The organism is Limosilactobacillus reuteri (assembly GCF_002254085.1).
Lineage (GTDB): Bacteria > Bacillota > Bacilli > Lactobacillales > Lactobacillaceae > Limosilactobacillus > Limosilactobacillus reuteri_K.
This window is the reverse complement of the sequence record NZ_NGPY01000016.1, coordinates 1-25,837: the sequence shown is the minus strand read 5'-3', so window position 1 is coordinate 25,837 and position 25,837 is coordinate 1. Positions and strand designations below refer to the sequence as shown.

The 25,837-nt window shown below is 38.4% G+C and carries 18 protein-coding genes, 5 tRNA genes, 1 pseudogene and 1 riboswitch; of the genes and pseudogenes, 21 read left to right on the top strand and 3 right to left on the bottom strand.

What is annotated here, in order from left to right; translation table 11 throughout:
- Positions 1–206: 206 nt before the first annotated feature.
- From CBG10_RS04495 to CBG10_RS04445, 11 genes are all read left to right on the top strand, one after another.
- Entirely contained in the window at positions 207–962 is a 756-nt protein-coding gene (locus tag CBG10_RS04495) for a threonine/serine exporter family protein (protein WP_094502648.1), read from the top strand.
- An 11-nt stretch (positions 963–973) separates the two neighbouring features.
- Positions 974–1,447 carry a threonine/serine exporter family protein gene (locus CBG10_RS04490; protein ID WP_094502649.1) on the top strand — a complete coding sequence of 158 codons (474 nt, stop codon included), beginning with the start codon at positions 974–976 and terminating at the stop codon, positions 1,445–1,447.
- A 55-nt stretch (positions 1,448–1,502) separates the two neighbouring features.
- A complete protein-coding gene (locus CBG10_RS04485) occupies positions 1,503–2,177 on the top strand; it encodes a phosphatase PAP2 family protein (RefSeq protein ID WP_094511783.1) in 675 nt (224 codons plus the stop codon).
- Positions 2,178–2,247: 70 nt separating this feature from the next.
- Positions 2,248–2,703 carry a GNAT family N-acetyltransferase gene (locus tag CBG10_RS04480; RefSeq protein ID WP_003664598.1) on the top strand — a complete coding sequence of 152 codons (456 nt, stop codon included), beginning with the start codon at positions 2,248–2,250 and terminating at the stop codon, positions 2,701–2,703.
- A 37-nt stretch (positions 2,704–2,740) separates the two neighbouring features.
- Positions 2,741–2,915: riboswitch (Lysine riboswitch) on the top strand.
- A gap of 127 nt (positions 2,916–3,042) precedes the next feature.
- Positions 3,043–4,518 (top strand): amino acid permease, encoded by a 1,476-nt coding sequence (locus CBG10_RS04475; protein WP_094511782.1) that lies wholly within the window; start codon positions 3,043–3,045, stop codon positions 4,516–4,518.
- Between the two features lie 98 nt (positions 4,519–4,616).
- Complete coding sequence (locus tag CBG10_RS04470; RefSeq protein WP_003668798.1) at positions 4,617–5,258, top strand: deoxynucleoside kinase; 642 nt, start codon at positions 4,617–4,619, stop codon at positions 5,256–5,258.
- A 65-nt stretch (positions 5,259–5,323) separates the two neighbouring features.
- Positions 5,324–5,396, top strand: a tRNA-Val gene (locus CBG10_RS04465).
- A 7-nt stretch (positions 5,397–5,403) separates the two neighbouring features.
- Positions 5,404–5,486, top strand: a tRNA-Leu gene (locus CBG10_RS04460).
- 91 nt (positions 5,487–5,577) lie between these two features.
- A tRNA-Gly gene (locus tag CBG10_RS04455) sits at positions 5,578–5,649 on the top strand.
- 5 nt (positions 5,650–5,654) lie between these two features.
- Positions 5,655–5,728 (top strand) — tRNA-Arg (locus CBG10_RS04450).
- A gap of 47 nt (positions 5,729–5,775) precedes the next feature.
- A tRNA-Pro gene (locus CBG10_RS04445) sits at positions 5,776–5,849 on the top strand.
- A gap of 136 nt (positions 5,850–5,985) precedes the next feature.
- Here the strand turns inward: CBG10_RS04445 and CBG10_RS04440 are convergent.
- Complete coding sequence (locus tag CBG10_RS04440; protein ID WP_094511781.1) at positions 5,986–6,945, bottom strand: alpha/beta hydrolase; 960 nt, start codon at positions 6,943–6,945, stop codon at positions 5,986–5,988.
- 292 nt (positions 6,946–7,237) lie between these two features.
- Between CBG10_RS04440 and adhP the strand changes: the two genes are divergently transcribed.
- The 7 genes from adhP to CBG10_RS04405 all read left to right on the top strand — a co-directional run bounded on the left by adhP (position 7,238) and on the right by CBG10_RS04405 (position 21,066).
- Positions 7,238–8,266: an alcohol dehydrogenase AdhP gene (gene adhP, locus CBG10_RS04435; RefSeq protein ID WP_094511779.1), complete on the top strand. Its 1,029-nt coding sequence runs from the start codon at positions 7,238–7,240 to the stop codon at positions 8,264–8,266.
- Between the two features lie 167 nt (positions 8,267–8,433).
- On the top strand, positions 8,434–8,901 hold the full coding sequence (locus CBG10_RS04430) for a CtsR family transcriptional regulator (RefSeq protein ID WP_013923834.1): 468 nt from the start codon (positions 8,434–8,436) through the stop codon (positions 8,899–8,901).
- Positions 8,902–8,915: 14 nt separating this feature from the next.
- Entirely contained in the window at positions 8,916–11,408 is a 2,493-nt protein-coding gene (locus CBG10_RS04425; protein ID WP_094511778.1) for an ATP-dependent Clp protease ATP-binding subunit, read from the top strand.
- Positions 11,409–11,694: 286 nt separating this feature from the next.
- On the top strand, positions 11,695–12,297 hold the full coding sequence (locus CBG10_RS04420) for a TetR/AcrR family transcriptional regulator (RefSeq protein WP_094511777.1): 603 nt from the start codon (positions 11,695–11,697) through the stop codon (positions 12,295–12,297).
- Between the two features lie 227 nt (positions 12,298–12,524).
- Positions 12,525–16,142, top strand: a complete 3,618-nt coding sequence (rpoB, locus tag CBG10_RS04415; RefSeq protein ID WP_094511776.1) for a DNA-directed RNA polymerase subunit beta — start codon at positions 12,525–12,527, stop codon at positions 16,140–16,142.
- 43 nt (positions 16,143–16,185) lie between these two features.
- Complete coding sequence (gene rpoC, locus CBG10_RS04410) at positions 16,186–19,821, top strand: DNA-directed RNA polymerase subunit beta' (RefSeq protein ID WP_094509787.1); 3,636 nt, start codon at positions 16,186–16,188, stop codon at positions 19,819–19,821.
- Between the two features lie 69 nt (positions 19,822–19,890).
- Positions 19,891–21,066 carry a DUF998 domain-containing protein gene (locus CBG10_RS04405; RefSeq protein ID WP_094511774.1) on the top strand — a complete coding sequence of 392 codons (1,176 nt, stop codon included), beginning with the start codon at positions 19,891–19,893 and terminating at the stop codon, positions 21,064–21,066.
- Positions 21,067–21,105: 39 nt separating this feature from the next.
- Here CBG10_RS04405 and CBG10_RS04400 read toward each other — a convergent pair whose 3' ends face one another.
- Complete coding sequence (locus tag CBG10_RS04400) at positions 21,106–21,780, bottom strand: prepilin peptidase (RefSeq protein ID WP_094501770.1); 675 nt, start codon at positions 21,778–21,780, stop codon at positions 21,106–21,108.
- 268 nt (positions 21,781–22,048) lie between these two features.
- Here CBG10_RS04400 and rpsL point away from each other — a divergent pair, with 268 nt between their 5' ends.
- From rpsL to fusA, 3 genes are all read left to right on the top strand, one after another.
- Complete coding sequence (gene rpsL, locus CBG10_RS04395) at positions 22,049–22,468, top strand: 30S ribosomal protein S12 (protein ID WP_003664576.1); 420 nt, start codon at positions 22,049–22,051, stop codon at positions 22,466–22,468.
- Positions 22,469–22,488: 20 nt separating this feature from the next.
- Entirely contained in the window at positions 22,489–22,959 is a 471-nt protein-coding gene (rpsG, locus tag CBG10_RS04390; RefSeq protein WP_003668788.1) for a 30S ribosomal protein S7, read from the top strand.
- 138 nt (positions 22,960–23,097) lie between these two features.
- Positions 23,098–25,185, top strand: coding sequence for an elongation factor G (gene fusA / locus CBG10_RS04385; protein WP_003674892.1), 2,088 nt, complete (start codon positions 23,098–23,100; stop codon positions 25,183–25,185).
- Positions 25,186–25,330: 145 nt separating this feature from the next.
- On the opposite strand, the pseudogene CBG10_RS04380 reads toward fusA, so the two are convergent.
- A pseudogene (locus CBG10_RS04380) lies at positions 25,331–25,708 on the bottom strand (transposase); the annotation flags it as partial.
- Positions 25,709–25,837 lie beyond the last annotated feature (129 nt).

The following is a 25,837-nucleotide window of genomic DNA, read 5'->3' as shown; positions in this document are numbered from 1 at the left end:
GAATTGAATACTTTACAAATACATTTATTTCAGCTAAAAGAAATGACCTTACTGCAACGGAATTTCGTTACGGCAAAGCCAATTAATTTTTATTATTTAGTGTGTAAACTTGACAGGGTACAGTACCTCCGGTCGTTTTTTAGTATTGAGCTCCCTATCTAAACGGAGGATAATAATAAATATCTTTGAACAGAGAAGGCGAAAAGATGTTAACAAAACGACGACAAGCACTCGCGCTTAAAACTTGTTTACTGGCTGGGAGACTTTTAATTGAAAACGGCTCAAATATGGAACGAGTTAACGATACCTTATCTCGAATGGCCAAAAGTGCTGGCTTACATGACTTTCAGGCATTTACAACTGTGACCGGAATTGTAGTCGGAACAATTAATGATCCCCATGCTCAAGTAATTACTATTCGTCATCGAAAAAATAATTTAAGTAAAATTGCGGAGGTAAATGAAGTTTCTCGTGAACTAGCACGGCGCAAAATTGATGTTCCACAAGCATTTGCTAAATTAAAAAGGATTGATCGCCAAAAGATGCCAAACTGGCAAAATTGGTATGAATCATTTGCCGCTGCAATTTTAAGTGGAGCATTGATGATTGTTTTTACGGGGAATGTTTCTGATTCTTGGGCAGGATTCCTTGCCGGTGGGATAGGCTATGCTGCGTTTTCATATCTCTTACGAAAATTTAAAATTCAGTATTTAGGAGAATTTTGTTCGTCCTTAATTATAGGCATTTTGGCGGTGATATTTGTTAAAATGCACCTTGCTAATAATATTAATGATATTATTATTGGTGCAGTTATGCCGCTGGTTCCTGGAGTGCCCTTAACTAATGCGGCGCGAGATTTAGTTTCCGGAAATTTGATTAGCGGACCTACAAGAGGGATTGAAGCAATTCTAACTGCCGTTTCGATTGGTAGTGCGATTGTAATTGTTTTGCACTTTAATTAGGAGGGTAGGAGATGAATTGGAGTAACTTATTATTACAATTTTTCTTATGTTATGTTTCAACGGTTTGCTTTGGTATCCTCTTAAACATTCCGAAACGTGCCTACCATACTGCAGGGATGATAGGTGGAGGTGTGTGGGTGGTTTACTGGATAATGTATTATTGCAGTGGGATTGGCCTTGCGTTTAGTAATTTAGTTGCTGCAATTTTAATTTCGATATTAAGCCAGGCAGCTGCTCGTCGAAAACGAATGCCAATTATTGTTTTTAATGTGCCTGCGCTAGTCCCATTCGTGCCTGGTGGACAGGCTTATAAAATGGTTCGTAATTTTGCTATTGGTAATTACCACCTTGTTACTGTTTATTTCTATCAGGTAGTTGTAATTGTTGGGGCAATTACGCTTGGCTTTGGGTTAGGGGAACTTTTAAATCGTGTTTTGAACTATCTTCATAAATATTTAATCAAAAAATCACGATGGAATTTTTGACACTGTGGTATACTTATTTTTGATTAATTAATTTAAGTTAGGAGAATCCTTGATTATGTTTATTGAACGTGATGATCATCGTTGGTGGCGTTTTGCCTTAAGCGGTGGTTTCTTTCTTGCATTGATGCTGTTAATTATGTTTAATTCGTCAGTGCTAACAATGATTGATGCTATTTTGCAGTCATTATTTACTAGTCAGCGCCTGGAAGGTATTGGTTGGTTCCATGCTTTGATGAGCTTACTTTCATTTTTAGCTAAACCGGTCTTAGATTTAGTATGGGTATTTATTATTGCAGGTGTTTTATGGCTGAAGGGTTATCGCATTCCAGCTTTGTGGTCACTAGGAACAATTTTTGGTGGAGATGTGCTTGGAACAATCATTAAACACATCGTTAAGCGGGTTCGTCCTGCACAACACTTGTCGGCAGATGATGGCTATAGTTTTCCTAGTGGGCACACTTTAGGATTCTTCTTGGTAGTAGCAATTTTATTCTTAATAGTAATTCCGCTTATTCAAAAAGCATCTGTTCGCACAATTTTGCAAATCTTATTAATATTTGCAGTTTTCTTCCTGGCGGTATCACGGGTATATCTTTATGCTCACTGGCCATTTGATACTATTGGTGCAATGTTATTAGCTTATGCATGGTTACAAGTAGCGGAATGGCTCTATGTCGCTTGGGCACCACGATTACAACGAATTCCGTTCTTCCGTAGTGTTGAAATTTAATAATTGGAATTGATGAAGGGCAATCTTATTTGGTTGCTCCTCTTTTTATTTCCCGGGAAATAGGAGAAAAATGTGTGAAATTATAATTGAACCAGCAAAAGATAATAATAATTTAGGGGCAATAGTTAAATTATTAGACGATGAAAATTTAACACGAGCAGTGGGATTATTTTTACCTCTTCAAAGAGAAAATCGTGTGCAAGCTATTAAGACATTTGTTCACCAAAATCATGTTATGGTAGTGAAACTAAATGGAGATGTAGTGGGAATGGTTGTATTAAGCCCTTGGTATGGGGATGAAGGAATAAGAATTGCTCATCATTATGAATTAGGTTATCTTCTGCGACAAGATCAATGGAATAAAGGTATAATGACATCTGCAATTCAACAAATTATTTCTATTTTGCCACCTAAAATTACGATTCATGCGGAGTGTAAACAAAGTAATTATCGTTCCCAGCGAGTACTCATTAAGTGTGGCTTCATTTATGATAAAGGCGACTTATGGCAACGGATTATTAAATAGTCGGACTTGCATTTTTGTTTGAGTGGGGTATAATTTCATTCAATGAAGAGGTTGCATATTTTATTAGTAGTTACTATTAGGTGAATAAGCACCGGAGTATTAGTGAAAGGGAAATATGCCGAAACACTACTTAGCTTATTTTAAGTAGGTGTTGGGCTATAGTCATAATAGGCTATAGACTGTCGCAATAATTGCGGGGCGCTTCCTAAATTGGTTCAACGATTAATTATAGGTATTAAGTTGGGTCTTCTGGTAGGGTTACCGATCAGAAGACCCTTTTAATTTATCCTCTTCGAAAATGTTGACGTTAAGATACACAAATTTGGAGGAAATATATTTATGGCAGATGAATCTAAGTCGACGGGTCATATGGAACGGACATTACAGACACGTCACTTGTCCATGATTGCTCTTGGTGGAACAATCGGTACTGGACTTTTTATTGCCAGTGGATCCGCTATTTCAACTGCGGGACCTGGTGGAGCATTAGTTGCGTATGGAATCATGGGAATTATGGTTTATTTCCTAATGACGAGTCTAGGTGAAATGGCAACATATATGCCATTAACCGGGTCATTTTCAGCTTATTCAACGAAATTTGTTGATCCAGCACTTGGCTTTGCTCTTGGTTGGAATTATTGGTTTAACTGGGCAATTACAATTCCTGTTGATGTTACAACTGCGGGAATTGTAATGAATTATTGGCTTCCCAATGTTCCAGGCTGGATTTTTAGTGTAACGGTGATGGCACTAATTTTCTTAATCAATTATTTATCGGTACGATCTTATGGTGAAACTGAATTTTGGCTTGCTTTAATCAAAGTTGTCACGGTTATTGTCTTTTTAATTGTTGGTGTTGCAATTATTTTTGGAATTATGGGTGGCAAGCCAGTTGGATTAAGTAACTTCCACTATAAGCAGGCACCGTTTGTTGGTGGTGTGCCAGCAATTATTAGCGTTTTCTTGGTTGCTGGTTTCTCATTCCAAGGAACAGAATTAGTTGGAATTACGGCTGGTGAAGCTGCTACACCAGAAAAGTCTGTCTCTAAGGCAATTCATTCAACTTTCTGGCGAATTTTACTTTTTTACATTTTTGCTATTTTTGTTATTGCTTGTATCCTTCCTTACACAGATAAGAACTTATTGAATCAAGATGTTTCAAATATTACAATGAGTCCATTTACGATTGTGTTTAAGCGGGCGGGATTGGCCTTTGCAGCTAGCGCAATGAATGCCGTTATCTTAACTGCCGTCATTTCTGCTGCTAACTCTGGTTTATATGCCTCAACCCGGATGCTTTATTCACAAGCGCGTGAAGGATATGCATGGCGGATTTTTGGTTATGTAAACCGGCGTGGTATTCCAATTTATGCTTTATTGGGAACAATGGTTGTCTCGTTAGCGGCTTATGCAACTCAATTCATTGGTCCAAAAGCTTATAACTACTTAATTGATGCATCTGGATTGTGCGGATTTATTGCATGGTTAGGAATTGCAATTTCACACTATCGTTTTAGGAAGGCATTCCTTAAGCAAGGACATAAGCTTTCTGAATTGAAGTATCACGCAACAGGATTCCCATTTGGTCCAGTATTCGCCCTTACTTTATGTATTGTCGTTATTTGTGGTCAAAACATCGATGCTTTTGTAAAAATGGATTGGCAAAACATCTTAATTACTTACATGGGAATTCCATTATTCTTAATTCTTTTCTTCTACTATAAGATTCGTTATAAGACACACTTGATTCCACTTGATAAGGTTGATTTATCACGGCGAACAAAGGGTGAATCATACGAACCAGAAGATAATTAATAAGTGAAAAAGGAACGAGAAAATACTCGCTCCTTTTTATTTTAAATGTTAGAATTGTTTTCGTTACTTTTTGAATTTAAAACAGGGGGAAATAACTAATGATTGCTTTAGCCGGGACAATCGGTGCAGGAAAAACCAGTTTGACAAAGTTATTGGCAGACCATCTTAATAGTCAGGCCTTTTATGAATCTGTTGACGATAATAAAATTTTGCCACTTTTTTATAAAGATCCGAAAAAATATGGTTTCTTATTACAGATTTACTTTTTAAACAAACGTCTTGATGAGATTAAAGATTCATACTCAAATGACTTAAATGTTTTGGATCGTTCAATCTTTGAAGATGCTTTATTATTTAAATTAAATGCAGATATGGGCCGGGCCACGGAAACGGAGTCAAATATTTATTCTTCATTATTAGGTAATATGATGGAAGAATTACCAGAGCAACCACATCAAAAAGCCCCCAACCTTTTAATTACAATTAGGGTTTCGTTTGAAACAATGCTTGAACGGATTAAGAAGCGGGGACGTTCGTTTGAACAAATTGCTAACGACCCTTCCTTATATTCATATTATAAGAACTTAAACGAACGTTATGTTCAGTGGTATGAGGATTACAACGAAAGTCCTAAGATGGTTATTGATGGCGATAAATATGACTTTGTTGAAGATCCGGCGGCTGCTAAGAAGGTCTTAGCCATGATTGATGAAAAATTAATTGAATTAAATCTTAAATAGGATTTGACAAAAGATCATATAGATGATATATTAAGTAGGCTGATTTATATAGCAAGCCTATTTATGGAGGATTAGCTCAGTTGGGAGAGCATCTGCCTTACAAGCAGGGGGTCACAGGTTCGAGCCCTGTATCCTCCATTAATTTGCGGATGTGGCGGAATTGGCAGACGCGCAAGATTTAGGATCTTGTATCATTTTGATGTAAGGGTTCAAGTCCCTTCATCCGCATTTAATATTTTTTTGAAAATTCTTGTTGACATTGATGAGGTTTTCGTGTAATATTAATAATCGTTGATAGGGAATAACTTATCAAAGACATGCGGAAGTAGTTCAGTGGTAGAACATCACCTTGCCATGGTGGGGGTCGCGGGTTCGAATCCCGTCTTCCGCTTATATGCACCCATAGCGCAATTGGATAGAGTGTCTGACTACGAATCAGAAGGTTGAAGGTTCGACTCCTTCTGGGTGCACTAATTATGATAAGCGTGACAGTTTTTGACTGTTGCGCTTATTTTTTCGGAATTTAGCTCAGCTTGGTAGAGCGCTGCGTTCGGGACGCAGAGGTCGCAAGTTCAAATCTTGTAATTCCGATAAGTTAAAAAGACTGTTATCACTTTCTTAGTAGAGAGATAGCAGTCTTTTATTATTAACCTTCGAAAACATTTAAAACTAAAATACCAATCAGCACTCCACAATTGAGACGCTGGTTGACATTTCTATAGTTTGTTTATGCGTTGAAACTGTCTTTTATAAACTTTGCAATTTGATCTACTGGAATTTTTTCCATATTATCATAAAGGTCAATGTGCTCACAGTCTTCTACGATCAATCTTTGTTTTGGTTGGTTAGCAAGGTAATAAGCTCTCTCAGAATAAGAACGAGAATGAGCATTGTCTCCATAAATAAATAGGATTGGTCGTGGTGAAATTTCTTTGATATAGTCTAATGCGGAAAATTCAAGCATTGCTAAATTAGAAGTAGTTGTTGCGGTTCCGCGTGCGTTAGGATGGAATCCACGTTTAAGAGCATAAAAGCGAAGCCACTCATTTGTTAGTTCATCATGATTTGGCAAATCGTCAATACTATCATATGGTTCTTCTGGGAAGGATGGATGGTAGTCGGGTTGCCCATTTTCAAAATCATCCCACCGTTGCCTTGATAATTGATCTTTAAGTTGGAATAATTGTTCAGGAGCAAGATTAGCCATCTCACGAATATCTGTCATATCATACATTGAAATTGTCACAACAGATTTAATTCGCGTATCAACAGCCGCAGCACTAAGAGCAAACCCAGCGCCCCCACTGATACCAATAACGCTAATTTGTTCACGATTAACATGCTTTGCTTTTGTACCTAGATAATCAACTGCAGCACTAAAAGATTCCGCGTATAAGTCCGGAGAAGCAACATGGCGAGGTTCGCCAGCTGATTCCCCCATATATACTTGATCAAATGCGAGAGTAACAAAACCTAATTGAGCAAATGTGTTTGCATAAATTGCGGCTGCCTGTTCTTTTGTACTTCCGTAAGGTGCCCCGATTACGATGGCAGGTAGCAATTTGTCTTCTTCTAGATTCTTAGGGGTATAGATATCAGCAGCAATCGCCGTTCCATAACGGTTATTGTAACGAACATGTTGCCGATCTACATTTTCGCTTAGCTTGGTGATATATCCATAAGACATTATTATACTCACTCCTTTATCTTATTGGTTAAATTATAACATTCATTATTAATAGGGAGCGTCTAAAATTATAACAGTAAATTTTTAGTGATAATTAATAAGTGATTTACTGTACAATGTTGCAGGAACTGATTTATTAGGCCATAGCATTGTCATATCGGCTCTTTAATTAAAAATCAAAATTTTTTGTTTCATCAAATGTGCAAATTTTCACTTTAAATTTGTCTAAGAGTTGTGGTACTATAAGCATTGTAAAAAGTAATTTGTTTATTAATAAAGGAGATCTTACCTTATGAAAGCTGCTGTTATTAATGATCCAGTAGACGGTTTTGTTACTGTTAAAGATGTTCAACTTCGGGATTTGAAGCCCGGTGAAGCTTTAGTTGACATGGAATATTGTGGCCTTTGTCACACTGATTTACACGTTGCTGCTGGGGACTTTGGTAAGAAGCCAGGTCGTATTATCGGTCACGAAGGGGTTGGTCGTGTATCTAAAGTTGCTCCTGGAGTTACTTCATTAAAAGTTGGCGATCGTGTATCAATTGCATGGTTCTTCAAAGGCTGTGGACACTGTGAATATTGTTTAACTGGTCGTGAAACTCTTTGTCGTAACGTTGTTAATGCGGGTTACACTGCTGATGGTGCAATGGCTGAACAATGTATTGTCCCAGCTGACTACGCTGTTAAGGTTCCAGAAGGCCTTGATCCTGTTGAAGCTACTTCATTAACTTGTGCTGGTGTTACAATGTACAAGGCATTAAAGGTTGCTGACATCAAACCAGGTCAATGGGTATCAATCGTTGGTGCTGGTGGTTTAGGTAACTTAGGTATTCAATTTGCTCACAACGTATTTGGTGCTCATGTTATCGCAGTTGATGGTAATCCTGATAAGCTTGAAGCTGCTAAGAAGAATGGTGCTGAAGTTTTAATTAACCGTCATGACGGTGATGTTGATAGGCAAATTCAAGAAAAAGTTGGCGGTGTTCACGCCGCTGTAGTAACAGCTGTTTCCGCATCTGCATTCGACCAAGCAGTTGATTCACTTCGTCCAGATGGTAAGCTTGTTGCTGTTGCTCTTCCACAAGGTGACATGAAGCTTAATATTGCTAAGACTGTTCTTGATGGTATCATTGTTGCTGGTTCATTAGTTGGTACCCGTCAAGACTTAGCTGAATGTTTCCAATTTGGTGCAGAAGGTAAGGTTCACCCAATTGTTAAGACTCGTAAGTTAAGCGAAATTAATGATATGATCCAAGAACTTAAGGATAACAAGGTTGTTGGTCGGAATGTTGTTGATTTTGTTCACAACGATAACGATTAATTTAAAAAAGTTAGTTTATATTTAATTCTCTAAAAGGCTAGTGTTGCACTTGAATGCTTCACTAGTCTTTATTATTTCCTTAAATGTATGGGTATAGAAGTAGGCTATCACTCTAAAAGTGTGTTAAAATAATGGTCAAGATTAGTCAAAAGAGCCGAGGTGATATAATGGAGAATAAAAGTATTTCAGATATTATCGAAGCATACTTAAAAGAAATACTTGGTGACTCAGCTCAGGTCGAAATTCGTCGTTCTGAGATTGCTAACCAGTTTGATGTAGTACCGTCACAGATTAATTATGTTATTAAGACGAGATTTACTATTCAAAATGGTTATTTAGTAAAAAGTAAGCGTGGAGGCGGCGGGTACATTCGAATCGAGCGAGTTAATTTACTTGATGATGTAAATGTGCTAAACTCACTTATTCAAGCAATTGGCGACTCGGTTCGTGAACGTGATGCTTTTGATATTGTTCGAACGTTATATGAAGAAGACGTGATTACGAGACGTGAAGGAGATCTTATGCTTGTTGCATTATCTAAACAAGCATTAGCAGTTAACGATAGTAAGATTGAAGATCAACTTCGCGCTCGGATATTAGTATCATTCTTGAATCGACTTCGCTATGAAAGTTAAAAGGGGGATTGTACATGGATAATATGTTCACGCCAAGTGCAAAGCATGTTCTAGCAATTGCACAAGAACAAGCAAAATACTTTAAACACCAAGCAGTAGGGACTGAACACCTTCTACTTGCCCTCTCAATGGATAAAGATGGGATTGCTAATAAAATATTTGAACAATTTTCTATTACAAACGATGATATTCGTGAAGAAATTGAACGCTTAATTGGCTATGGAACGATGGAAAATCTGGGAGCTTCAGATTATCTTCCATACTCACCAAAAGCAAAGCAAGTATTGTCGTTAGCAGGTAAAGAAGCCCAACAAATGCATGCATTGAAGATTGGCACTGAACACTTATTATTAGCCTTAATCGCTGATGAAAGTGTCCTATCTTCACGGATTTTATATAGTCTAGATGTTGTGCCACGACAGATGAGAAAAGTAATTTTACGGCGGTTAGGGATTGCTGATAGTCAGCAACGCAATTCTAGTCGTCAATCGTCTCGTCGGCGGGTCCGACAAACTGGTACACCAACATTGGATAAACTAGCTCGTGATATGACAGAACTTGCTCGGAATGGCCAGCTTGATCCTGTAATTGGTCGAAATAAGGAAGTTAAACGTGTGGAGCAGATTCTTAGTCGTCGTACCAAGAACAATCCTGTGCTGATCGGCGAACCTGGTGTAGGAAAGACAGCGATTGCTGAAGGACTTGCTCAGCGGATTGTTGAGGGAAAAGTCCCAGTTGAATTAGCTAATAAACGTTTGATGATGCTAGATATGGGATCATTAGTTGCGGGAACCAAGTATCGAGGAGAATTTGAAGATCGCCTTAAGAAAGTAATTGATGAAATTCAAAATGATGGGCATGTGATTCTTTTTATTGATGAACTCCATACCTTAATTGGTGCTGGTGGCGCTGAAGGGGCAATTGATGCATCCAATATTTTGAAACCAGCCTTAGCACGAGGCGAGCTGCAAACAATTGGTGCTACTACCCTTGATGAATATCAGAAATATATAGAATCTGATGCGGCACTTGAACGACGCTTTGCTACTGTTCAAGTTGATGAGCCGACTACTGACCAAACCCTGCAAATCCTGCGAGGACTACGACCGAAGTATGAGGAGCACCACCATGCTAAGATTACTGATGAAGCGCTGGAAGAAGCAGTTAAATTGTCGGATCGTTATATTTCAGATCGTTTCTTGCCGGATAAAGCAATTGATCTTATTGATGAATCGGCAGCTATGGTTCGGATTGATGCTGAAGATAAGAACAATCATCAGCCTTCATTAGAAAGTCAGTTAGAAGATTTACGAACCCAAAAAGAAGAAGCAATTGACAATCAAGACTTTGATCGTGCAGCTACTCTTCGTCAACAAGAATTAGCACTAAAAGATAAGATTGATCGCAAAAAGCAACGCACTCAACAAAAGGATTCTCATAACTATAAATTGAAAGTAACTGGTGAAAACATTGCACAAGTTGTTGCTGAATGGACAGGAGTTCCTTTAACTCAATTGAAGAAGAGCGAAAGTGAACGATTGGTTAACTTGGAAAAGGTTCTGCACCAACGAGTAATTGGTCAAGATGAAGCAGTTACCGTAGTCGCTAAAGCAATTCGGCGTGCACGAAGCGGTCTTAAGGATCCTAGTCGGCCGATTGGTTCCTTTATGTTTTTAGGACCAACTGGGGTAGGAAAAACAGAACTTGCCAAGGCATTAGCTGCTGCGATGTTTGGCTCGGAAGATAATATGATCCGGATTGATATGTCAGAATATATGGAAAAATATAGTACTAGTCGCTTGATTGGTGCTGCTCCAGGATATATCGGCTATGACGAGGGTGGCCAATTAACTGAAAAAGTACGGCAACATCCATATTCGGTTGTCTTATTAGATGAAGCTGAAAAGGCACATCCGGATGTATTTAATTTATTACTTCAAGTTTTAGATGATGGTTACTTAACTGATGCAAAAGGTCGGCGCGTTGATTTTAGAAATACCATTATTATTATGACTTCTAACCTTGGAGCAACTCAGCTTCAGGATGAGAAAGAGGTTGGTTTTGGGGCAAAAGATATGTCACAGGACTATAATGCGATGGCGGCGGCGATTAAGCAACAAATGAGGTTATACTTCCGCCCAGAATTTCTTAATCGGATTGATGAAACGATTATCTTCCATTCATTACAAAAGAAAGAACTTCATCAAATTGTTAAACTCATGGTTAATGATTTAAATAAGCGGGTAAGCGAGCAAGGTATTAACTTGAAAGTTACGCCTGCTGCAATTGATGTAATCGCAAAGCTTGGTTACAATCCCGCTTATGGAGCTCGTCCGCTTCGTCGTGCTTTACAAGATCATGTTGAGGATGATTTGAGTACTGGACTGCTTAGTGGTGAAATCAATGTGGGGGATGACGTAACAGTAGGTGCACATCAAGGTAAAATTACTTTTAAAGTAAAAAAGCCGGATAAAGATAAAGCAGTTGAATTAAAATTAAATAAATAAAAGAAACGGTAAGTTATTCTGAAAATGCAGAGTAATTTACCGTTTTTGCATTCTAGCTTCGTTAAATTTGAAATACACAAATAAATGTTTCGCATTTTATATCGCTTAAAATCAACTACAATCGCCAAAGTTGTTCTCTGATGATAATAGAAAAAGGAGCTGCTAAATTGCATTCACTTATCACATTTGATGATTATTTTTCTAAAACGGTTGTCAAAAGATAAGTTATAATCTTATAATGTGTTTATCAGATAATTAATGATTGAAAATAGGGGATGAACAATAAATGAAGCGAGCGGAACAATTAGAAAAGACAAGACAAGCAATCTTAAAAACCGCTACAAAATTATTTTTACAAAAGGGATTTGGTGAAACTTCAACACGGGATATTGCCAAACAGATTGGAATTACTCAACCGGCTTTATACCACCACTTCAGCGATAAAGAGGTTTTATATCTGGATGTAATGGCAAATTTATGTGGAAAAGTTCGCCAAGATATTAATAAAGTAATGCGTAAACATGATTTGTCACCAAATGAACAATTATGGCAAATCACCAAGGCATTAAAAAAACATCATCCATTGAGTATTTATGACCAATACAATCAAGCAATGCGCCTATTATCGAAAAGTGCACAGCAAAAGCTTAATATGATTTTTACAATGGATTATCTAGAACCAATTGCAGCATTCTTCCGTCAACCAGATGTAGGGTTGCGTCCTGATATTCTGCCGAAAGAAGCTGCTGAATTATTTATTGCAGGTTTGACTCCGATTTTTGGTACTTCTCAATTAATTGGTGGTCATTCAATCACACCAGAGCAACGTGACCAATTAATCCTAGACTGCATTATTAACGGTTTATCAAATTGGGGCGGAAAAAATTAAAAAATATAAAAATAATTGTTGACAAAATTTAATAGAACTTGTATAATTTAGTAGTATGTAATTGTGAGTTCATTTGAACCTGGTGATCTATTGTCCATCAGATTCTGCATAAAAGCCAAAGACAGTCATCGAACTGTTTTTGGATTTTTTTTGCCTAAAAGTTGTATTTTAGGCAAATTGTAATCAAATTGTAACATTTAAATGAGCTTGCGGAATAAATTAGAGAGGTGAACAGTTTGGCTGGACATTTAGTTAAATACGGTAAACACCGTACCCGTCGTAGCTACTCGCGAATTAAAGAAGTTCTCGAATTGCCAAACCTTATTGAAATCCAAACCGATTCTTACAATTGGTTTATGGAAAAAGGTTTACGGGAAATGTTTGATGATATTATGCCAATTGATGATTTTCAAGGAAAGCTTTCTTTGGAATTCGTTGACTATCAACTTTTAGAACCTAAGTATACTGTTGACGAAGCTCGTGAACACGATGCTAATTACTCAGCACCACTTCATGTTACGTTACGGTTAACTAACCATGAAACTGGTGAGATTAAGTCTCAAGATGTATTCTTTGGTGACTTCCCACTAATGACTGACCAAGGTACATTCATTATTAATGGTGCCGAACGGGTTATTGTTTCACAATTAGTTCGTTCACCAGGTGTCTACTATAGTGAAGAAAATGATAAAAATGGTCGGCCAAACTACGGTGCTACCTTTATTCCAAACCGTGGTGCATGGTTAGAATACGAAACTGATGCTAAGAATGTTTCATATGTTCGAATCGACCGGACCCGTAAGTTGCCAATGACTGAATTGATTCGTGCATTGGGCTTTGGCTCTGACGATGAAATTATTGACATGTTCGGTGGCGATAGTGAGACATTATCATTAACCCTGGATAAAGATGTTCACAAGAACGCTGAAGATTCTCGGGTTGAAGAAGCCTTAAAGGACATTTATGAACGGCTTCGTCCTGGTGAACCAAAGACTGCTGACTCAGCACGGAGCTTATTAACAGCTCGTTTCTTTGATCCAAAGCGTTATGATATGGCACCAGTTGGTCGTTACAAGACAAACAAGAAGTTGATGCTTAAGTACCGTTTACTTGGACAAACTTTAGCTGAAACTTTAGCAGATCCTGATACTGGTGAAGTATTAGCACAAAAGGGTGATGCGGTAACTAAGGAATTACTAAATAAGCTTGAACCTTACTTAGACCGTGATGACTTTAAGACTATTACTTACACTCCATCAGATGAAGCGGTTGTAACTGAACCAGTTAAGTTACAAAAGATTTTAGTATATTCTAAGACTGATCCTGATCGAGTTGTACCTATTATTGGTAACGGTCATATCCCATTAGAATACAAGCACATTGAACCAGCTGATATTCTTGCTTCCTTAAACTACTTCTTTAACTTACAAGAAGGTATTGGTAGCACAGACGATATCGACCACTTAGGTAACCGTCGTATTCGTTCAGTTGGTGAATTACTTCAAAACCAATTCCGAATTGGACTTGCACGGATGGAACGGGTTGTTCGTGAACGGATGTCAATTCAAGATCCTGACACTGTTACCCCACAGCAATTGATTAATATTCGTCCAGTAGTTGCTTCTATTAAAGAATTCTTTGGTTCATCCCAACTTTCCCAGTTCATGGACCAAACTAACCCATTAGGTGAATTAACTCATAAGCGTCGTCTTTCAGCGCTTGGTCCTGGTGGTTTGACTCGTGACCGGGCTGGATATGAAGTGCGGGACGTTCACTATACTCACTATGGCCGGATGTGCCCTATTGAAACACCAGAAGGTCCTAACATTGGTCTTATTAACAGTCTTTCATCTTACGCACGGGTAAATAAATATGGATTCATCGAAACTCCATACCGTCGTGTTTCCTGGAAGGATCACAAGGTAACTGATAAGATTGATTACTTAACTGCTGACGAAGAAGATAACTTCATCATTGCTCAGGCTAACACGCCATTAAATGATGATGGTTCATTTGTTGACGATCAAGTAATGGCTCGTGATAAGGATGACTACATCGAAACCAGTGTTGAAAACATTGATTACATGGATGTTTCTCCTAAACAAGTTGTTTCTGTTGCCTCTGCATGTATCCCATTCCTTGAAAACGATGACTCTAACCGTGCTTTGATGGGTGCTAACATGCAACGGCAAGCTGTTCCTTTGATCAATCCACATGCCCCCTTAGTAAGTACTGGTATTGACTACAAGGCCGCCCATGACTCTGGGGTTGCAATGATTGCTAAGAAGCCAGGAACGGTTGAATATGTAGATGCTCGTGAAGTACGGGTTCGTGAAGAAGATGGAACACTTGATACTTACAAGTTAATGAAGTTCCGTCGTTCAAACGGTGGTAAGAACTACAACCAACGCCCAATTATTAAGGTTGGCGAACATGTTGATGCTGATGACGTATTAGCTGATGGTCCATCAATGGAACAAGGTGAATTAGCTCTTGGACAAAACCCATTAATCGCCTTCATGACTTGGCAAGGATACAACTTCGAAGATGCCATCGCTATTAATGAACGACTAGTTAAAGACGATGTTTATACTTCTATCCACATCGAATCATACGAATCTGAAGCACGTGAAACCAAGCTTGGACCTGAAGAAATGACGCGGGAAATTCCAAACGTTGGTGACGATGCTTTGAAAGATCTTGATGAAAACGGGATTGTTCGTGTCGGTGCCGAAGTTCATGATGGAGATATTTTAGTAGGTAAGGTTACTCCAAAGGGAATGACTGAATTATCTGCCGAAGAACGTCTTCTTCACGCTATCTTTGGTGAAAAGTCACGTGAAGTTCGTGATACTTCATTACGCGTTCCTCATGGTGGTGGCGGAATCATCCAAGATGTTAAAGTCTTCACTCGTGAAAATGGGGATGAATTATCACCAGGTGTAAATACAATGGTTCGTGTTTACATTGCACAAAAGCGGAAGATCCAAGTTGGGGATAAGATGTCTGGACGTCATGGTAACAAGGGTACTGTTTCTATCGTTGTGCCAGAAGAAGATATGCCATACATGCCAGATGGAACTCCTATTGATATTATGCTTAGTCCGATGGGTGTGCCAAGTCGTATGAACATTGGTCAGCTTCTTGAATTGCACCTAGGAATGGCTGCTCGTCGTCTTGGGATTCATATGGCTACTCCAGTATTCGATGGTGCATCTGATAAAGATGTTTGGGATGCTGTTCGTGAATCTGGATTCCCAGAAGACGGTAAGACAATTCTTTATGACGGTCGTACCGGTGAACCATTTGAAAACCGGATTGCTGTTGGTTCAATGCACTATCTTAAGTTAGCTCACATGGTTGATGATAAGATTCACGCTCGTTCAACTGGTCCTTACTCACTTGTTACTCAACAGCCATTAGGTGGTAAGGCACAATTTGGTGGACAGCGTTTCGGTGAAATGGAAGTTTGGGCTCTTGAAGCTTATGGTGCTGCCTACACTCTTCAAGAAATCCTTACTTACAAGTCAGATGATACCGTTGGTCGTGTTCGGACTTATGATGCAATCATCAATGGTCAACCAATTCCTAAGCCAGGTGTTCCAGAATCATTCCGTGTTCTTGTTAAGGAATTACAAGCATTAGGTCTTGATATGAAGGTTCTTGATGGTAACAACAAGGAAATTCAGTTAAAGAACATGGACGAAGATGATGATGAAGTTGTAAATGTTGATGCATTAGCTAAATATGCAGAAGAACATAAAACAGACGATAAGAAGAACGAAGAAGAAAACAAGTCTGAAGCAACTTCAACAACTACCGATGACAAAACTAATCAAAATTAATATTTAGGTTGCTACGGTTTACTGAAAGAAGGAGGAACATCCTTTGATTGATGTCAATAAATTTGAAAGTATGCAGATCGGTCTGGCATCTCCAGATAAGATCCGTAGTTGGTCATATGGGGAAGTTAAAAAGCCCGAGACTATTAACTACCGGACATTAAAGCCAGAAAAGCAAGGTCTGTTTGACGAACGAATCTTTGGCCCAACCAAGGATTACGAATGTGCGTGTGGAAAGTACAAGCGTATCCGTTACAAAGGTCGTGTTTGTGACCGTTGTGGTGTTGAGGTTACTAGTGCAAAAGTTCGTCGTGAACGGATGGGGCACATTGAATTAGCTGCTCCTGTATCTCACATTTGGTACTTTAAAGGAATTCCAAGTCGAATGGGACTTGTATTAGATATGAGTCCACGTTCGCTTGAAGAAGTTATCTACTTTGCTTCATATGTTGTTCTTGACCCAGGTGATACTCCACTTGAAAAGAAACAACTTTTAACTGAAGCTGAATATCGTGATAAAAAAGCAGAATATGGTGACCGTTTCAAAGCTGAAATGGGAGCTGCTGCTATTCAAAAACTTTTAGCTGATGTTGACTTAGAAAAGGAAGCTGCTGAATTAAAGGAAGAATTGAAAGAAGCTACTGGTCAGAAACGGACTCGTGCTATTCGTCGTCTTGATATTCTTGAAGCTTTCATTAAGTCAGGAAACAAGCCTGAATGGATGGTTATGGATGTAATTCCAGTTATGCCACCTGACTTGCGGCCAATGGTTCAACTTGAAGGGGGACGTTTTGCTACCTCTGATTTGAACGATTTATATCGGCGGGTTATTAACCGTAATAACCGATTAAAGCGACTTCTTAAATTACAAGCACCCGGAATTATTGTTCAAAACGAAAAACGGATGCTTCAAGAAGCTGTTGATGCATTAATCGATAATGGTCGTCGAGGACGTCCAGTAGCTGGACCTGGTAACCGTCCATTGAAGTCACTTTCTCACTTACTTAAGGGTAAGCAAGGGCGTTTCCGTCAAAACTTGCTTGGTAAGCGTGTTGACTACTCTGGTCGTTCCGTTATTGATGTTGGTCCATCATTGAAGTTGAACCAAATGGGATTACCAGTTCCAATGGCACTTGAATTATTCAAGCCATTTATTATGCATGAATTGGTAAAGCGTGGTCTTTCTGCTAACGTTAAAGCTGCTAAGCGTAAGATTGATCGCAGTGATGATGATGTCTTTGATGTATTGGAAGACGTTATTAAGGAACACCCAGTTCTATTGAACCGGGCACCTACTCTTCACCGGTTAGGTATCCAAGCGTTCGAACCAATCTTGGTTTCCGGTAAGTCAATGCGTCTTCACCCATTAGTATGTTCAGCATATAACGCTGACTTTGATGGGGACCAGATGGCTATTCACGTTCCATTATCTGATGAAGCTCAAGCGGAAGCACGTTTGTTAATGCTTGCTGCTCACCATATTCTTAGTCCTCGTGACGGAGAACCTATTGTTTCACCATCACAGGATATGGTTATTGGTAACTACTACATGACTACTGAAGATAAGGGTCGTGAAGGTGAAGGAATGATCTTCAAGGATACTGATGAAGCTGAACTTGCTTACCGCAATGACTATGTTTCATTACAAACCCGTGTTGGAGTTCAAGTATCTGCATTCCCTGAAAAGCCATTTACTGATGAACAACGAGGCAAGATCATGGTGACAACTGTTGGTAAGCTTCTTTTCAACCGAATTATGCCAAAAGATTTTGCTTACATTAACGAACCAACAGACGCAAATATTCAAAATGGTGTTGATGATCGTTTCTTCCTTGAACCTGGTCAAGATATCCATGAATACCTTGAGAATGCACCATTAGTTCCACCCTTTAAGAAGGGCTTCCTATCTGACTTGATCGCTGAAGTATATAAGCGTTACAAAGTTACAAAGACGTCCCAATTCTTAGACCGTATTAAGGACTTAGGTTACTACGAATCAACTATTTCTGGTTTAACTACTGCCATGTCTGATATTCATGATTTACCAGAAAAACCAGAGATTCTTGATAAGGCTCAAAAACAAGTTGCTTTAATTACTAAGCAATTCCGTCGTGGTTTAATTACAGACGACGAACGTTATGAACGAGTAATCGGTGCATGGAACGATGCTAAGGATGAAGTCCAAAACAAGTTAATTGAACACATGGATATCCACAACCCAATTAACATGATGTCTGACTCTGGTGCGCGGGGTAACATTTCCAACTTTACTCAGTTAGCCGGAATGCGTGGATTGATGGCATCACCAAACGGTAAGATTATGGAATTACCTGTTAAGTCAAACTTCTATGAAGGACTTTCAGTGTTGGAAATGTTTATTTCATCACACGGTGCTCGTAAAGGTATGACTGATACAGCCTTGAAGACTGCCAACTCAGGTTACTTAACTCGTCGTCTTGTTGATGTTGCTCAAGATGTAGTTGTTCGTGAAAAAGACTGTGGTACTGATCGTGGACTTGAAGTTACTGCTATTACGAACGGTAACGAAATGATTGAACCACTTTATGATCGGATCATGGGTCGTTACACTATGAAGTCTGTCTTTGATCCTAAGACTGGTGAAAAGATTGTTGGTAAGAATGTCCTTATTGACGAAGAAATGGCTCAAAAGATTGTCGATGCAGGCGTAAAGAAAGTAACTATTCGTTCAGCATTTACTTGTAACACTGAACATGGTGTATGTGAACGTTGTTATGGACGAAACGCAGCAACCGGTGACCGTGTAGAAGCTGGTGAAGCTGTCGGAACTGTTGCCGCTCAATCAATTGGTGAACCAGGTACTCAGTTAACTCTTCGTAACTTCCACACTGGTGGGGTTGCTGGTAACGATGATATTACTCAAGGTCTTCCACGTATCCAAGAAATTGTTGAAGCACGTAATCCTAAAGGTCGTGCAACAATTACAGAGGTTACTGGTGAAGTTGTGTCTATCGAAGAAAATCCTGCTGAACGGACGAAGGATATTACGATTAAGGGTGAGACTGATACCCGAACTTACACCCTTCCAATTACAGCACGGATGAAAGTTGCCGAAGGTGATTTCATTCACCGTGGGGCACCACTAAATGAAGGTTCGATTGATCCTAAGGAATTAATCCAAGTTCGTGATGTTCTTTCTACTGAAACTTACCTCTTAGCGCAAGTTCAAGGTGTTTACCGGATGCAGGGTATTGACTTGTTAGATAAGCACGTTGAAATTATGATTCGTCAAATGATGCGGAAAGTTCGTGTCATGGATCCAGGTGATACCGATCTTCTACCGGGTCAATTAATGGATATCAGTCAGTTCCGTGACGCCAACAAGGATACCTTAGTTGCTGGAAATATTCCTGCAACAGCTCGTCCTGTTATTCTTGGTATTACTAAGGCTGCCTTAGAGACAAACAGTTTCTTGTCAGCTGCTTCATTCCAAGAAACTACACGTGTATTAACTGATGCTGCTATTCGTGGTAAGAACGATCCATTAGTTGGATTGAAAGAAAATGTTATTATTGGTAAGATTATTCCTGCGGGTACTGGTATGAGTGCTTACCGGAACATCAAGCCAAAAGAAGTTAGTGTAGCTGCTTACTCAATTAAAGATATTGAGGCTAAGTTAAAAGAAGAAGATAAGCAAAACTAATTTATAAAAAAGGCAATGGTTAACCTGTGAAGGAGCGATTGCCTTTTTAGTTTAAAATGAGGTGATTACTTGGCAAAAAAATATCAGATAGAAATTCCTGACTCAGCATTTAAAAAGACAGATTTTTCTACGAATGAAGAACTTTCTCTTAGTGTTAATCATAAGCAAATTAACATTCGTCCAATAAATGTGAGTGATCAACTACCTAAAATTAATATTTTCTGGTATGTGATTCCTTCAATTATTTTAGCTGCAATATTTTTAGCTTTTTTTAGTGCTAGAAAAATTAATACAGTCCCGATAACAGGTGATGATTATTCCATTGCCAATGGTGCTTTAATCTTAGGAGTATGTAGTGGAATTCTATCGTTTTTGATAACTTTTATTATCACTAAAATTCTCGGAAAAGGACCTAGCAAGGATTTTCATTGGCGAAGTTTGCCAACAATTACGATTGCATGCGGCCTAATCATTGCATTTTCGCTATCGGCAATTTTTTGGCTATTCGGTCAGATGTTTAAAGATGCGCGGTTTGATATTTATACGGCAACTGCTTTTATATTTGTAATTATTGCAGCAATAAACTATATTATGATTAATTTGGCGTTAACATTATCGTCTGGAGTTATCACTAATTTATTAACAATAATGATCATTGGTGGAATGCTTTTTTCGATGTTGACGAATTCTAAACGAGACTGGTGGCGTTATAATTTCAGTTTTTTAGGAACAGCAAAAAATTCCACCAGTTTGCAATTTAATATAACTTTGATTTTTACTGGATTACTAATGATTGCTTTAGTTGATTACTTGTTTGTAAATATTCAACGTCGGTATCATGGTTATAAAATTCAAGTATTGCGGTGGCTGTTAATTATGTTAGCGATGTGCATTGCTTCTATTGGTCTTTTTCCCAATAATCCAGAATTTCACGTGTTACATGATAGAATTTCAATGTGGCTTGTTTACATTATGTTAATTCTAATTGTAGTTATTAGGTGGGTTTTACCCGAAGTCACTAAACAATTTTTGGTGATTTCTTATACGATTGGGGCTGTAATGAGTATCGAATATATTGTTTTTAAGTTAACAAACTATCTTTCCTTAACAGCATTCGAATTGTTTGAATTTGGCTTGGCTTTTTCTTGGTTACTTTTATTACTACAAAACATTGAAAATCTCGCTCAATTTGGGCAAAACCTATTTGTAGTAAAACTGAAGCCGGTAAAAGAGGATACTAATTAAATATTGCAAAAGACTGGGGCTTGCTCTGGTCTTTTATTTTTAACAACCTTGAATAAAAAGACACAGGATAGTAGTGAAGGCTAGGGCTGGGATGAATGGTAGTTTGTTTTTCCTTGTAAATAAAAAGAGAAATAGCATGATTAAAGAACTCCATTGGATAATTAAAAGAGTTTGATACCATCCCCATATCAGACAGATTACAAATAAAAATTCAATGTCACCAATCCCTAGCGTCTTAGTAAAAGTAGCGAACAATAGTAAACTGACTGCTAGAATACAGGCAAAAATCAAATTATAAAAATAATTTTGCGGAATAGACAGCAACGCAATAGGAAATAATCCCAATAATGAATAAGAATAGATTACATGACTAAACAAATCAGTAGAAATCAAAAAAATTAAACTAGTGAGAAATAGAATAATGATTAAGTCATGAATAGGTTCGTAGATGATGAAAGTAGTAAAAGCAATTCCAGATAAAAATTCAATTACAGGCAGATATAAACTAATTTTTTGCTTACAATAAAAACATTGACCGCGAAGGATAATAAAACTAAAAATAGGGATAAGATGCCACCAGCGCAAAATAGAATGACAATTGTCACAATATGAACGTTGAGGAATGGTTAAAGAGTGACTATTGCCAAGACGATAGCTACAAGAAGTAATGAATGAAGCTACAGAAGCACCAAATAAAAATGATAAAAATAACATGAAAAACCCTCCCAATAAATAAATACGTAATTTTTAATGAAATTCACTTTTAAATTAACGATTTAAAAGAAATCGATGAGGATACATTGACATTCATTTGTAAGCATGATAGTCTATTTAAGGTGCTTTTTTAGCAACGGAGTGTCTGTCGTTGGGCAGATGCGTCAACGAAGGCACAACAATTGTATAGATACATTTAGGACTTTTTTTATTCATAAAAAAGAACCGCCTGGATGTGTGGACTTAAATTGAGGAAGGGGAAAAAATAATGCCAACCATTAACCAATTGGTACGTAAAGGCCGTAAGAGCCACAAGGGCAAGTCAAAGTCACCAGCTCTTGGTTATGTTTACAACACTTTCAAGAAAGAAGAAATTAAGACTCCATCACCACAAAAGCGTGGAGTTGCTACTCGTGTGGGTACTATGACTCCTAAGAAGCCTAACTCAGCTTTACGGAAGTACGCCCGTGTACGTCTTTCAAACTTAATCGAAGTTACTGCTTACATTCCTGGTATTGGACACAACCTCCAAGAACACTCAGTTGTTTTAATTCGTGGTGGTCGTGTTAAGGATTTACCTGGGGTTCGTTACCACATCATCCGTGGTACTCTAGATACTGCTGGTGTTGAAGGCCGTATGCAATCACGTTCTAAGTACGGTGCTAAGAAGCCTAAGGATAAGAAGTAATTTTAAGGAGGAGTTAAGTAATGCCACGTAAAGGACATGTACAAAAACGTGAAATTTTACCAGATCCAATGTACAACTCAAAGTTGGTTACTAGCTTAATTGATCACTTAATGATTGATGGTAAGCGTGGAACTGCTACTAAGATTTTATACGCTGCTTTTGATGAAATTAAGAACGAAACTGGTAATGATCCAGTTGAAGTATTCCAACAAGCAATGGAAAATGTTATGCCTGTCTTGGAAGTTAAGGCTCGTCGTGTTGGTGGTTCTAACTACCAAGTTCCGATTGAAGTTCGCCCAGACCGTCGTACTACATTAGGCCTTCGTTGGATTGTTCAATACGCACGTTTACGCGGTGAACACACAATGGTTGAACGTCTTGCACGTGAAATCATCGATGCTTCAAACAATACTGGAGCTTCAGTTAAAAAGCGTGAAGATACGCACCGTATGGCAGAAGCCAACCGTGCATTCGCACACTACCGCTGGTAATAATCACTGTCATTTGATTCTGGTTATTTAACTAGTTTCAGTGAAGGGGTGACGTTCAAACATCGATTACGTCACCCCTTTTTGAAAATAATGGTAAAATAAGTATAACCATATTTCGGAAGGAGATACTCTTTTAAGATGGCTAATAAACGTGAATATCCACTTGCTAAAACTCGTAACATCGGTATCATGGCACACATCGATGCTGGTAAGACGACTGCAACTGAGCGGATTCTTTACTATACTGGTAAGATCCACAAGATTGGTGAGACCCATGATGGTGCTTCACAAATGGACTGGATGGATGAAGAAAAGGAACGTGGTATCACTATTACTTCTGCAGCTACAACTGCTGTTTGGAATGACCACCGTATCAACATTATTGATACCCCAGGACACGTGGACTTCACTGTCGAAGTTGAACGTTCACTTCGGGTTCTTGATGGTGCCGTAACCGTTCTTGATGCGCAAGCTGGTGTTGAACCACAAACTGAAACTGTTTGGCGTCAAGCTGACGATTTTGATGTTCCTCGGATTGTTTTTGCTAACAAGATGGACAAGGTTGGGGCTAACTTTGATTATTCTGTTCAAACTATTAAAGACCGTTTGAATGTTACTCCTCTTCCTATTCAAATGCCAATTGGTGCTGAAGATGATTTTATCGGTTTGGTTGACCTAGTTAAGATGGTTGCCTATGTTTATGATGAAGATAAGCTTGGTACTAACTGGGATACTGTTGAAATTCCTGATGATATGAAGGAAGAAGCTCAAAAGCGTCATGATGAAATGGTTGAAACATTAGCTGATATTGACGATAACTTAATGGAAAAGTACCTTGAAGGTGAAGAAATTTCTGTTGACGAAATCAAAGCAGCTATTCGTAAGGGTACTTTGGAAGAAAAGATCTTCCCTGTATTAGCTGGTTCAGCTTACAAAGATAAGGGTATCCAAATGATGCTAGATGCTGTTATCGATTACTTACCATCACCACTTGATGTTAAGCCTTTCGTTGCACATGATGCTGAAGGAAATGAAGTCGAATTAACTGCTGGAGACAACAAGCCTTTTGCTGCTTTAGCATTTAAGATTGCTACTGACCCATTTGTTGGTCGTTTAACATTCTTACGTGTTTACACTGGTTCACTTCAATCAGGTTCATACGTACTTAATGCAACTAAGGATAAGCGTGAACGTGTTGGTCGTTTACTTCAGATGCACTCTAACCAACAACAAGAAATTCCAGAAGTGTTCTCTGGTGATATTGCTGCCGCTATCGGTTTGAAGAATACTACTACTGGTGATTCTTTAACTGATCCTGACAACCCACTTCAACTTGAATCGATGGACTTCCCAGAACCAGTTATTCAAGTTTCTGTTGAACCTAAGTCTAAGGCTGATCAAGACAAGATGGACAAGGGACTTCAAAAGCTTGCTGAAGAAGATCCAACTTTCAAAGCTGAAACAAACCCTGAAACTGGTGAAACATTAATCGCTGGTATGGGTGAATTGCACTTAGACATCATTGTTGAACGTCTTCGTCGGGAATTCCATGCTGAAGTTACTGTTGGTAAGCCACAAGTTTCCTACCGTGAAGCATTTACTAAGCAAGCAAGTGCTCAAGGTAAGTTCGTTCGTCAATCTGGTGGTAAAGGTCAATACGGTGATGTATGGATCGAATTTACACCACTTAAAGAAGGGGAAGGATTCGAATTTGAAGATGCCATTGTTGGTGGTGTTGTTCCTCGTGAATTTATCCCTGCTGTTGAACAAGGATTAAAGGAAGCCATGCAAAATGGTGTTCTTGCAGGTTACCCACTTGTTGATATGCATGCTAAGCTTTATGATGGTAGTTACCACGAAGTCGACTCTAGTGAAGCTGCCTTTAAGGTTGCAGCATCATTAGCACTTAAGAATGCTGCTAAGAAAGCTGATCCTGTTATCCTTGAACCAATTATGAAGGTTGACATTGTTGTACCACAAGACAACATGGGAGATGTTATGGGTCAAGTAACAGCTCGTCGTGGTACTATTGATGGGATGGAAGAACGTGGTAATGCTCAATTAATCCACTCATTTGTTCCACTTTCTGAAATGTTTGGATATGCTACTGCATTACGTTCAGCAACTCAAGGTCGTGGTACCTTCACTATGACTTTCGATCACTACTCAGCTGTTCCTAAGTCTGTTCAAGAAGATATTATTAAGAAAAACGGTGGCAATAACTAATTATTGACATTGTGATCTCAAATCCATCGAAGAGCTACAGTTTGATTACTGTAGTTCTTTTTTTATTTAGCAATAAAAATTCGGATATCTGTCAACTGGTGTGGTTGACTAAAATACTTCCTACGAAAATGTAGGGAGTATTTTTTTACGAAAAAATACAATCGATTCTTAAAAAGAAAAATCTTTGATTGGCAAAACCATAACAAGTTCGTTTTAGAGTTTTAATTTTGCGATTGATGCCTTCTAAAGGACCATTAGAGTATTCAAACTTAGCACTATTTAAGACATATTTTCTGTTTTGACGAAGGGTTTGGATAGCGGTATCCATTTCTGTATTGTTTTTTTGGTAGTCTAAGATGGTTGACTCTAGTAATTCACTATTGCGCTCGTTGAGGGCTTTCGTGATATCTTGGTAAGTTTGGTATACTTCAGCAAACTTGAAAAAATTACTAGTAATGAGATCAACAGCATTTTGACGAATCATGTATTGCTTAACGCCGCGAAGAAAAACTACTTCTTCAGGGTCGTACAATACCCTTTAGGGTTGACACTTTAAATAATAAAAGTGCCAATTCTAGGGGGTGTTTTTCGTTTCTAGTTATTCCACAACAGAAAAATTAAGATTACTAAGTAATTATCAGGATTCAGATTG